9 protein-coding genes are annotated in these 12,007 nt (G+C 55.4%); 8 read left to right on the top strand and 1 reads right to left on the bottom strand.

Features of this window, described 5'->3' with window-relative positions; genetic code table 11:
* Positions 1 to 14: 14 nt before the first annotated feature.
* The 6 genes from NYE74_RS21875 (at position 15) to gyrA (ending at position 8,196) form a co-directional block, all read left to right on the top strand.
* Positions 15 to 521: a DUF4178 domain-containing protein gene (locus tag NYE74_RS21875; RefSeq protein WP_036623722.1), complete on the top strand. Its 507-nt coding sequence runs from the start codon at positions 15 to 17 to the stop codon at positions 519 to 521.
* A 297-nt stretch (positions 522 to 818) separates the two neighbouring features.
* On the top strand, positions 819 to 1,625 hold the full coding sequence (locus NYE74_RS21870; protein WP_124332932.1) for a GDSL-type esterase/lipase family protein: 807 nt from the start codon (positions 819 to 821) through the stop codon (positions 1,623 to 1,625).
* Positions 1,626 to 1,653: 28 nt separating this feature from the next.
* Complete coding sequence (locus tag NYE74_RS21865; protein ID WP_082207819.1) at positions 1,654 to 2,637, top strand: ABC transporter ATP-binding protein; 984 nt, start codon at positions 1,654 to 1,656, stop codon at positions 2,635 to 2,637.
* On the top strand, positions 2,630 to 3,619 hold the full coding sequence (locus NYE74_RS21860; RefSeq protein WP_316560956.1) for an ABC transporter permease: 990 nt from the start codon (positions 2,630 to 2,632) through the stop codon (positions 3,617 to 3,619). Before NYE74_RS21865 ends, NYE74_RS21860 begins: the two co-directional genes overlap by 8 nt.
* A 139-nt stretch (positions 3,620 to 3,758) precedes the next feature.
* On the top strand, positions 3,759 to 5,744 hold the full coding sequence (gene parE, locus NYE74_RS21855) for a DNA topoisomerase IV subunit B (RefSeq protein ID WP_036623719.1): 1,986 nt from the start codon (positions 3,759 to 3,761) through the stop codon (positions 5,742 to 5,744).
* A 13-nt stretch (positions 5,745 to 5,757) separates the two neighbouring features.
* Positions 5,758 to 8,196, top strand: coding sequence for a DNA gyrase subunit A (gene gyrA / locus NYE74_RS21850; RefSeq protein ID WP_036623718.1), 2,439 nt, complete (start codon positions 5,758 to 5,760; stop codon positions 8,194 to 8,196).
* Between the two features lie 735 nt (positions 8,197 to 8,931).
* On the opposite strand, the gene NYE74_RS21845 is transcribed toward gyrA, so the two are convergent.
* Complete coding sequence (locus tag NYE74_RS21845) at positions 8,932 to 9,849, bottom strand: LysR family transcriptional regulator (RefSeq protein WP_036623717.1); 918 nt, start codon at positions 9,847 to 9,849, stop codon at positions 8,932 to 8,934.
* Positions 9,850 to 9,983: 134 nt separating this feature from the next.
* Here NYE74_RS21845 and NYE74_RS21840 point away from each other — a divergent pair, with 134 nt between their 5' ends.
* A complete protein-coding gene (locus NYE74_RS21840) occupies positions 9,984 to 11,051 on the top strand; it encodes a branched-chain amino acid aminotransferase (RefSeq protein WP_155620661.1) in 1,068 nt (355 codons plus the stop codon).
* Positions 11,052 to 11,558: 507 nt separating this feature from the next.
* Entirely contained in the window at positions 11,559 to 11,969 is a 411-nt protein-coding gene (locus NYE74_RS21835; RefSeq protein WP_036628303.1) for a MarR family winged helix-turn-helix transcriptional regulator, read from the top strand.
* The last annotated feature ends 38 nt before the right edge of the window (positions 11,970 to 12,007 follow it).

The following is a 12,007-nucleotide window of genomic DNA, read 5'->3' as shown; positions in this document are numbered from 1 at the left end:
AGGCTTGACCGAAGATGAGCGTTTGGAAGAGAATCGGCAATCTGTTCGCCAAGCCGGAGCCGCCGCTGGCGGAGAAAAGCATGCTGTCGCTGGCTCCGGGAGATATTTGCGAGGTTTCGCTCGTATCTTATGAAGTGACCGGGCGGGTAAACAACCGCAGCCGCAACGCCGTCGTTTTGACGCTGCAGGACGGCAGCCGGATCGGCTACCTGCTCATCGAGGAGCGTGAGACGCTGCAATATCAGCTCTATCTGCCGATTGACGGTCGCCTCGACGATCCGTCGGAGGTCCCGGGGCAAATGGAGCTGGACGGCACCCTGTATCATCTTGAGGAGGAGTACGGCGGATACGTTGCGGTCGTCGGCAGAACCCCTTTTATGCAGGGCGGCGAGCAGCATGTCTGGCAGTACCAGTCCGACGACGGGAAGCTGCTGCGCATCGAATGGCAAAACGGGCGGTTTATGCTGTATGAAGGAACCAAAGTGATTCCGGCCGACGTGAAGGTCATTCGAGGCAGTTAGAGGCTAAAGCAGGCATAAATTCAGGCAGTGCGCGAGGCACTGCCCAGACTGCCGAGTATAATCTCGGCAGTTTTTTTATCGCCGAATGGGGACCCATAGCTTTGCTTTTCCTGTGATGTTGAACGGAAAGGCACAGCGGCTCTAGCCATGTTGGAGGCTCAAAATACTTTTCGAAATAAATAAAATAAATGTTGATCCGCGGTCATTTGCATCTTCCAACAAGAAGTTTTATGTTATTTACATAAGTTGGATAGGTTAAAATAACGGAATATGACGAAAACGGGAGGAAGGATATCGATGGGATCGAGTTCTCGGATTTGGCGGGTCGCCGGACTTTTTTCCGCCATATCGACGTTGCTGCTGCTGTCCGGTTTCCTTTTTGCCGTATTGGATATCGCCCAGCCGGCGTTTTTGAACGGCCCCGAAAGCGCTGTGCCGCCTAAAACGGAGCAGCCCGCCGCAGCCGGAAGCTGGGATGTGACGGCCATCGGGGATTCGCTGGCGAAGGGCACCGGTGACGATACCGGGAACGGATTTGCCCGCAGAACGGTGGAATTGCTGAAGCAGCAAGGGACATCCTCCATGCTCATCAACAATCTCGGGATCAATGGGATGTCGACGGAGGAACTGCTTGCGTCGCTGGATGATCAGGGCGTAAGGTACGCGCTGGGACAGTCGGGGATCATCCTGCTGTCCATAGGCGGCAACGATCTGTTTAATGGGGCGGAGCAACTGACCTCGGGGGAACAACTGCCCACGCCGTCGGAACTGCATGCCTCGATCACGAAAGCGTCGGATTTCTTCCGGGAGGCGGTAGGGAAGCTGCATGAAATCAACCCGCAGGCCACGTTGGTTTATGTCAGCCTGTACAACCCGTTTTCCGACCTGAAGGAGATGCGCGAGCTTGGAGACGACGCGGTTATGCGCTGGAATGAGATGGCGCTAAAAGCGTTGGCTCCCTATAATGGAACTTTGGTGATTCCAACCTATGATTTATTTACGCACAACTCGGCCCGGTATTTGTCGAGCGACCATTTTCATCCCAACGGAGACGGCTATGAGGCGATCGCCGCACGGATCGTGCAGAGCATCGGGCAAAAATAAACGGACATCAACGAAGGGGGCTACTGCGATGGCACAGCATCGGGAAGCGGCGTTGGATGAGCGGCAAGTGGTCCTGTCGGTACGGGGTCTTAAGAAAAAAATCCGCCGCAAATGGATTGTTCATGAGGTAACGTTCGACATTAAAGAGGGGGAGATTTTTGGTTTTCTCGGTCCGAACGGCGCCGGGAAAACGACGACGATCCGCATGCTGGTCGACCTGATTCGTCCGACCGCAGGCCAAGTTTCCATCTGCGGATACGATGTGCAGCGGGAGCCTGAGCTCGCGCTGCGGTATGTCGGCTCCATTGTGGAGAATCCGGAGGTTTATTCCTATTTGACAGGCCGGGAAAACCTGGAGCAATTTGCCCGGATGTTGCCGGGCGTAGACGCAGGGCGGATCGGCGAGGTAGTTCGCATCGTCGGTTTGGACGGGCGGATCAATGATAAGGTGAAGACCTATTCGCTGGGGATGCGGCAGCGGCTGGGGATCGCCCAGGCTTTGCTGGGGCGGCCGAAGCTGCTTATCTTGGATGAACCGACCAACGGGCTGGATCCTAAAGGGATCAAAGAGATGCGCGATTTTATCCGGCGGTTGGCGGCGGAAGGATTGGCCGTGTTCGTGTCCAGCCATTTGCTGAGCGAAATTCAGCTGTTGTGCGACCGGGTGGCGATCATTAGCCGGGGCCGCGTGCTGACGGTCGGCAAAGTCGAAGAATTGATTCAGGAAAGCACCAACTATGTCGTCTGGGAGCTTGAACCGCGCGAGCGGGGGGCAAAGCTGCTGCGCGCAGCCGGGGTCGATATTTTCGAGGAAGCCGAGCATGTGCTCGATGACGCCATTATCGCGGGGATCGGGAAGTCGGCCCTGGTCACCCGGATGCAGCCGGAGAAGTCAGCTGAGCTTGTGCCTTTATTGGTGCGGGAAGGAGTGCGGGTCCGGGCCGTACAAAAGGTCAATCCGACGCTGGAGCAGCTGTTTTTGCAAATGACGGAAGGTGAGAGCTTTGAATAACATTCTTCCTTTGGTGAAAAATGAAACGATCAAGATGATCCGTAAAAAGCGGTTTTATGTTATTTTGCTCGTTCTGCTCGTCCTGGTGCCGATGTTTGCTTACGCGCAGCTGCGCGAGTCCATGGAGAAGCGGGAGAAATACGGCAGCGACTGGCGCCGGGAAGTGCAGCAGGCGATTACGGACAACCAAAACTCGCTGGGCAGCGACCGGGTGCCGGAGGAGTGGAAAAAATATCGGCAAATCTATATTCAGCAGATGAAATATTATTTGGAGCATGACGTAAATCCGCAGCAGCCCGGCGGGGTGACGTTTACCCGGGAATTTCTGGACAATGCAGGGGCCCTGTTCATTCCGCTGCTGATTATGGGCGTCGGGTCGGATATCGTGTCCTCGGAGCGAACCAGCGGGACGATTAAAATGCTGCTCACCCGGCCGATCCGCCGCTGGAAAATCCTGCTCGGCAAACTGATTGCCCTGCTGATGTTCGTGTCGCTGATCATCGTGGCGACCTGCGTCATCTGCTATCTGATCTCCGGCTTGTTTTTCGGATACGCCGGGCTTACCATGCCCGTATTTACCGGGTTTCAGCTGCACGGCGCGGAGGTGGACATCTCGGGAGTACACGCGGTGCCGCAGTGGCAATATATCCTCATGCAGACCGGATTAATCTGGTTCGTCAGCGTCGTGGTCGCTTGTCTGGCGTTTATGGTGTCGGTGCTGGTCCGCAGCACTTCGGCGAGCATCGTCATTATGATGGCGGCGCTGATCGCCGGGAACATTTTATCCAACATGGCTTCCGCCTGGACGAGCGCCAAATATCTGTTTATGGTCAACCTTGGCTTAACGAATTATTTGTCGGGGACGCCGGCGCCGATCGAAGGAATGACGCTCGGATTTTCACTGATTGTACTTGCCGTTTGGGGGGGCGCGGCGCTCCTAGTTTCATTCCTCGTCTTTACGAAACAGGATATGTTGAATTAAAATGGACAAGGACCACAAAACATCTGTTTGCATTTCATGCATTAAGAGGCAGTTCAGAAAGTCATCTTTTGATCACGAAGAATATCATGAAGTTGATCTTAAAAGAAGATTACATAAAGAAGTTAAAGGGGGAGCGTGAATGGCGGAACAAATCGATTTGTTCGAGGACGTCGCCGGACCGAATTCCGGCAAGCCGTCTTCGGGATACGACGCGGACGACATTCAAGTGCTCGAAGGGCTTGTCGCGGTACGCAAACGGCCAGGTATGTACATTGGCAGTACGAGCTCGTCGGGTCTTCATCATTTGGTATGGGAGATAGTGGATAATGCCGTCGACGAGCATCTGGCCAAGTTTTGCTCCAAAATCGACATTACCCTGCATAAGGACGGCTCGGTGACCGTTGTCGACAACGGGCGCGGCATCCCGACCGGGATGCACAAAACCGGCATTCCTACGCCGCAGGTCGTTTATACGATACTGCATGCCGGCGGAAAATTCGGCGGGGCGGGTTACAAGAAGTCCGGCGGTTTGCACGGGGTTGGCGCATCGGTGACCAACGCGTTGTCCGAGTGGCTGGAAGTTCATATTTACCGGGAGGGCAAAATCCACCGGATGCGGTTTGAATATTGGGTCGACGATAAAGGAATTGAACATGTCGGCGAACCGGTTACTGGACTTGAGGTTATCGGCAATACGAACAAAACCGGGACGAAGGTGACGTTCAAGCCGGATATTCGCGTGTTCACCGGCGGGATCGGCCTCAATTACGATACGCTCGCGGAACGTTTGCAGGAGATCGCTTTTCTCAACTCGGGCCTGAAGGTAACGTTAAAAGATGAGCGGTCCGACCGTTTCGACGAGTTTTTTTATGAAGGCGGAGCGAGCCAGTTCGTCGAGTTTCTGAACGACGGCAAAGACGTGCTGCACGACGTCGTGCATTTCTACGCCGAGCGGGACGACATCGAGGTGGAGGTCGCCCTCCAATATAATTCGGGCTACACCGAAACGTTGGCCTCTTTTGTAAACTCGATTCCCACAAGAGGCGGGGGGACGCACGAAACGGGCTTCAAAACGGCTTATACCCGGGTCATGAATGAGTATGCGCGAAAGAACGGCATGCTCAAAGAGAAGGAGAAAAACCTCGAGGGCAACGATTTGCGCGAAGGCATGATGGCCGTCATCAGCGTGAAGATGTCCGAGGTCGAGTTCGTCGGACAAACGAAGGACCAGCTCGGCAGCGCTTCGGCGCGCAGCGCGGTCGACGCCGTCGTCAGCGAGAAGATGGCGCTGTTCCTCGAGGAGAATCCGCAGGTCGCCCAGACGCTGATCAAAAAAGCGATCCAGGCCTCGAAGGCGCGGGAAGCGGCGCGGAAGGCGCGCGACGAAATGCGCTCGGGAAAGAAGAAGAGCGAGAGCTCGAACCTCGGCGGCAAGCTGACGCCGGCGCAATCGAAGGATTTTACGCGCACCGAGCTGTTTATCGTCGAAGGCGACTCCGCCGGCGGATCGGCGAAGCAGGGACGCGATTCCAAGATTCAGGCGATCTTGCCGCTGAAGGGCAAGCCGATGAATCCGGAGAAAGCGAAGCTGGCGGACATCCTGAAAAACGACGAGTACCGGGCGATCATTAACGCGATCGGCGCGGGGATCGGGACGGAATTTGCCGTGGAAGACAGCAATTATTCCAAGATCATCATCATGACCGACGCCGATACGGACGGAGCGCATATCCAGGTGCTGCTGCTGACGTTCTTTTACCGGTACATGAAGCCGCTGATCGATGCGGGCCGGGTGTATATCGCCCAGCCGCCGCTGTACAAAATCACCCGCCGTTCCGGCAAGCTGGAGACGGTGCGGTACGCCTGGAGCGACGAACAGCTGCAAAATTATTTGAAGGAATTCGGCAAAAATTTCGAGCTGCAGCGCTACAAAGGATTGGGGGAAATGAACCCCGAGCAGCTGTGGGAAACGACGATGAATCCGGAAACCCGGACCATGCTGCAGGTGCAGATCGAAGACGCCGCCAAAGCGGAGCGACGCGTGTCTACGCTGATGGGGGACAAGGTCGATCCGCGCAAGCGCTGGATCGTGGAAAACGTGGATTTCACGGAGTTTGAGGAATAGAAGGTGAATTGATGTGAGCATGCTGGAAAATTTTTTGCCGGCGTTTCTGGAAGAGGTTGTGGGCGACCGCTTTGGCCGGTATTCCAAATATATTATTCAGGACCGCGCGATCCCCGATGTGCGCGACGGGCTGAAGCCGGTGCAGCGGCGGATTTTGTACGCGATGTACGATGCCGGCAATACGCCGGATAAGCCGTACCGCAAATCGGCCAAAACGGTCGGGGACGTGATGGGGAATTACCATCCGCACGGGGACTCTTCGATTTACGAGGGCATGGTGCGGATGGCGCAGCCGTGGAAGATGGGCCATGTCCTGATCGACGGCCACGGCAACTGGGGCTCCCAGGACGATGATCCGGCGGCGGCGATGCGTTACACCGAAGCGAGATTGTCGCCGATCGCCATGGAAATGCTGCGCGATATCGAAAAACGCACGGTACCGTTCAAGGATAACTTCGACAACACGGCGAAGGAGCCGGTAGTGCTGCCGTCGCGGTTCCCGAACCTGCTGGTCAACGGGGTCAGCGGCATTTCGGCCGGGTTTGCGACGGAAATCCCGACGCACAATCTGCGCGAGGTGATCGATGCCTGCATTGCACTGATGGAAAAGCCGGGGCTGACGCTGGAGGAAATCCGTTTGTTCATCAAAGGCCCGGATTTCCCGACCGGCGGAATCATCATGGGCGAAGAGGGCATCCGCGAGGCTTACGAGACCGGGAAAGGCCGGATTTATCTGCGCTCGAAAACGGAGATCGAAACGCTGCGCGGCGGCAAGCAGCAGATCGTCATCACGGAAATTCCTTACCAGGTTGTGAAATCCCGGCTGGTGTCGGCGATGGAAAACATCCGGCTGGAGAAAAAGGTGGACGGGATCGCCGAGGTCCGCGACGAAAGCGGCCGGAACGGGCTGCGCATCGTCGTGGAGCTGAAGAAGGACGCGGATGCGCAGGGAATCCTCGCTTATTTGCTGAAGAAAACCGATCTGCAGGTGACGTACAATTTCAACATGGTGGCGATCGTCAACCGGGCGCCGCGCCAGCTTGGCCTTAAGGCGATGCTGGAAGCCTACATCGCCCACCAGCGCGAGGTCGTAACCTACCGCACGCAATACGAGCTGGAGAAGCTGGAGGACCGCGCCCATGTGCTCGAAGGCCTCGTTAAGGCGCTGAACATTCTGGACGAAGTGATCGAGGCGATCAAAGCCTCCAAAAACCGCCAGGACGCGCAAAACAATTTGCAGTGGATGTTTGGCTTTACGGAGCGCCAGGCGGACGCGATTTTGACCTTGCAGCTGTACCGTTTAACCAATCTGGAAATCACATCGCTGCAGAAAGAGCTGGATGAGATCCAGAAGAAAATCACGGTGCTGCGCGGCATTCTGGAGAGCGACAAGAAGCTGATCGCGCTGATCAGAAAAGAGCTGCTGGAAATCCGCGAGAAATACGGAATCGACCGGCGCTCGGTGATCCAGGACGAAGTGGAGGAACTGAAGGTCAACCTGGAGGTGCTGGTGGCGCAGGAGGACGTGCTCGTCACGCTCTCGAACGAAGGTTATATCAAGCGGACCAGCATGCTTTCTTTTACGCGCTCCGGCGGCGAGCGGGACGGCTCCGGGGTGAAGGAAGGCGACTACATCAAACATCTGTTTGAGGTCGATACGCTGCAAAATCTGCTGATCTTCACGCAGCGGGGACAGTATTTCCTGCTGCCGGTCCATCAAATTCCGGAGTTCAAATGGAAGGACAACGGGACGGCGCTGGTCAACGTCATTCCGCTGGCCAAGGAAGACCGGATCGTCAGCGTCGTGCCGCTGCGCAGCTTTGACGAAGATGCGGAGCTCTCCCTGGTATTCGTGACAAAGCGCGGCCAGGTGAAGCGTACCGAGCTGAAGGATTACGAAACGAAACGCACCGGCGCGGTGGCGGCCTGCAAGCTGGGCGACGGCGATGAGGTGCTGAACGTGACGGTAAGCCGGGGACGGCAGGAAATTGTGCTGCTGACGAAGCAGGGGATGGCGATCCGGTTCGCCGAAAGCGAAGTTAATGCGATGGGCCGCGTCGCTGCGGGAGTGCGCGGCATCAACCTGAAGGACGACGACGAGGTCGTCGCCGCCCTTTGGGTGGAAGGCGAGGAAGGCGAAATTCTGGTCGTTTCCGACCTCGGCTACGGCAAACGCAGCCTGCTGCTCGATTACCCGCTCCAGAGCCGGGGCGGCAAGGGCGTGCAGACGTTCGAGTTCAAGGAAGGCAAGCGGGTCAAGCCGAACGGCAGCCGGCTGGTCGGCGGCATTCACTGCAAAGAGCCGGCGACGCTTACGGCGGTGACGAAGGAAGGCCAAATGCATAACTTCAGTTCGGAAGACGCACCGCTCGCCGACCGGAAATCGATTGGCAAAGCGCTGGCGCCGATCGACAAAAACGATGAGATCGTCGATTTCTTCATTAAGGAATAAGGTGCAAACCAGTTGGAGAAACGGCAAAAAAAGCTTCGCGCGCGGATGTGCTCTCTGTGCAACGTGCGCGAAGCTTTTTGCCTTGCGGTGTGAATGCGGCTAACCAGTCAGTCGGTGTGGAAGGGACAAGCTCCATAAGTCGGATATTGTGATTGGAACTATCCAATAGAATCGAGGACTTAGTGGCAAATATAGCGGCTGATCGGATATTTCCAATGGGGCCCCCAATTGCGAGCGGTTTCCGGCAATCTATTGGATTTCTCCAACCAACACCGCCCAACCCAGGCCCAGGCACCGGGAGGCGGCTACCGGGCATGAACGCCCTTATTGGTCCGAAAAGACAGCGTTTCAAATTCTAAAAGCACAGGTGCGTTCTTATTTGGCTAAAAAGGCCGAAAAGTCCACTAGCGTTGCATTTAAATCTGGCAAAATACATTTTCGGGGCACACCAATATTCTAACGGTTGCCACAGGCGCTATTAGTTCCAATACGGTTGATTTCAAATTGTAACGGTTGCCATGGAGCTTATTTCGCTGAAAACCGGTAATCCTTGCTTGGATTCAGGCAAATAGCGTCGCTCACAACCGTTAGATTTCCAGCGGGCGGACAGTATCGATTCGAAAGCCAACGCTTGTAAAGAAACCTTAAGCAAAAGTTTCATGCAACGCCAGTGCAAAAAGAGAAACTAAGATGTCAAATAGGGCGAATCGGCCCGAAGCTGTGAAGCGTTCCGGCCTACCCGCTCAGATGCCGGATAAATGCCTCCAGGGTGGCGTCCATAAACGTATTTTTGCGGTAGACCAAACCGACTTGTTTGCGCGGAGCCGGCTCGGCAAGCGGAATGATGGCGATATCGCCAAACCTATCGCCAAACCCATCGCCGGAGCCGTCGCCCAATCTCCCCATGAGGGTACCGTCCAGCGTCCAGGCGTAAGAAGCGGGAAGAATCGTTCCGCCGACATTGCTGCGGGCCATCCGCACCTGGGAATCCATGGTTGACAGCTCCATCACCGGCTTCAAGGAGATGCCGTTGGCGGCGCAGGCCGCATCAAACAGCTGGCGCACGAAAAATTTGGGCGGGAACAGAATGAGCGGAATGCGGCTCAGTTGTTCGAGCGGCACTTCGGGCAGCTCGGCGAGTTCATGCCGGCGGGACGCGACAAGCACGAGTTCCTCGTCGAACAGCGGCCGGCTCACGAGTTGCTCGTCCTCCAGCGGCAGAAACACGACGCCGAGATCAAGCTGATTGCCGAGCAGCCCGGCGTGCGTTTCCTCGGTGGCCAGCTCGACCACGGACAGCTTGATGCCAGGGTACTGCCGATGGAACGAGATCAGCTTGCTCTCGAGCAGATGGTTGCCGGAGCAGCCGATCCTCAAGTGGCCGCGCTTCATGCCGCTGAGCTGGCCGATTTCCAGCTTGGCCTGCTCCAGCTCGTAAATGACGCGGCGGGCATGCTCCATTAGTACTTGTCCCGCTTGGGTCAAGTAATTTTTTTTACCGGAGCGTTGAAACAAAGGAGTGCCCAACTCCTGTTCGAGGAGCCGGATTTGGTGGCTGAGCGTAGGCTGGCTAATGCCGAGCCGGTCCGCGGCTTTGGTAAAATGCAGCTCTTCCCCCAAGGCGATAAAGTATTCCAGCAAACGATGCTCCACAATGCAACCTCCGATTTTTCATCGTAATAATAGATAATTTCTATGATTATAATCGATATTATGTCATTGATCAATGAAAGGGATATCGTTATAGTAAATAAAACACAATTGGATAAGAAAAGAGGATGCGAAACATGGATCAGTTGAAAATTACGCTTAATTCAAACAAAAAACCGATGCCGCCTGCGGATCAGCTTGGTTTTGGCCGGTATTTTACCGATCATATGCTGCTGATGGATTATTCGGAAGAAAAAGGCTGGCACGACCTGCGAATCGTGCCTTACGGACCGCTATCGCTGGACCCGTCGGCGATGGTGTTTCATTATGGTCAGGAAGTGTTCGAAGGCATGAAGGCGTACCGTACACCGGAAGGGAACGTTGTTTTGTTCCGGCCCGAGATGAATTTGCGGCGGATGAACGCATCGTGCGTCCGCATGGGTATGCCCGGGCTCGAGGCCGGCCCGGTCCTGGAGGCGATTTGCAAGCTGATTGAGCTGGATGAGGCCTGGGTTCCCGAAGGCGAAGGGAATTCGCTGTACATTCGTCCCTTTATGATCGCGACGGAAGCGGGCCTCGGGGTCCGGGCAGCCCGGGAATATCAGTTTATCGTGATTTTAACGCCGGTCGGGGCCTATTATTCGGAAGGAATCCATCCGGTGCGGATTTATGTGGAGGATCAATACGTGCGGGCCGTGCGCGGAGGCACCGGCGAGGCCAAGACGTCGGGGAATTACGCATCCGGGCTCAAAGCCCAGGAGGATGCCAAGCAATTCGGATTTTCGCAGGTGCTCTGGCTGGATGGGGTGGAGAAAAAATACATCGAAGAAGTCGGCAGCATGAACGTGTTTTTTAAAGTGAACGGAAAGGTGGTTACACCGGAACTGAGCGGAAGCATCCTGGCGGGCATTACCCGGGATTCGGTGCTGCATTTGCTGCGCGAATGGGGGATTCCGGTGGAGGAGCGGCGCATCGGCATCGACGAGCTGTTTGAAGCCGGCCGCCGGGGCGAGCTGGAAGAAGCGTTTGGGACAGGGACGGCGGCGGTCATTTCTCCAATCGGCTGGATGAAATGGGAAGACCGTGAAATAGAAATTTCCGGGGGCAAAACGGGAGCGCTTTCCGAGAAATTGTACAACGAACTCACCGGAATTCAGCGGGGGGTGTTCCGTGATCCTTACGGCTGGAGACATGCTGTTAAATAAAACGAATCTATATAAGTGGCTCAACCTAATAATCAGCGCTTGACAGGGAGGCCGATAACCGATGTGGCAAGAAATATCGGCAGATCAACATCCGCTGTCCGGACGCTTTGCACGATTATCCCATTTGATCCGGAAGCAGAGAGGAAGATAAATTCAGGAGAAGAAAATAGGTTTGTGATTAGCCCCCACCCTCTACCCTCTGAACAAAAGGGATAATTGTGCAAAGCAGCATGCAGGGATACCAGGACACGAACGCTATCATAATTTATTTTGTCAAGCACTGGTCTCGGTTTTAAGCCATATAAGTTGAACTAAAGAAATGGCGTGAGTTAGGCAAGAGTGTGAAATGATTCTGAGAGGAACCGAATCAAAACGGTCATCCGCCCGGCAGCCGCCGGCCGCGGATGGCCGTTTTTGGCGTTCATCTGAATCGGCGGAGCGGACAAGCAGGAATTTCCACTTTTGAGGGCGAATTTATTTTATGATGTGAAGCAGGGAGGGATAGGATTGCATACCGCTGAATTTGCCAAATTGCTGGATCTCATCGTGAAGGATTATCAGGACCATATGGAGGAGGAACTGGCTCCGACGCTGACGATGTCGCAATTAAACGTGCTGGAGCTGCTCACGCAGCAGGGCAATCTGAAGCCATCCGATTTGATTCCGCACTTATCGACGACGCCGGCGGCGGTAACGATGCTGCTGGACCGGATGGAACGGGGCGAATTGATCCGGCGCGACCGCGATGAACATGACCGGCGCAACGTCTGGATATCGATCACGGAAAAAGGACAGCAAGAGGTAGAGCGCGGCGTATCCGTTAGGAACGATTATTTGAGCGGCGTGCTTGACCGCATTTCGACCCACAATCAGCAGCTGCTTGTTTATTTATTGGGGAAAATTTCCGGTACGAAATAACGGCATAACAGCGGCAAATCAGGCGCGAACCGAGGCGC

It is taken from the genome of Paenibacillus sp. FSL P4-0127 (assembly GCF_038007325.1).
GTDB lineage: Bacteria > Bacillota > Bacilli > Paenibacillales > Paenibacillaceae > Fontibacillus > Fontibacillus macerans.
This window is presented reverse-complemented; position numbering and strand designations above follow the sequence as displayed.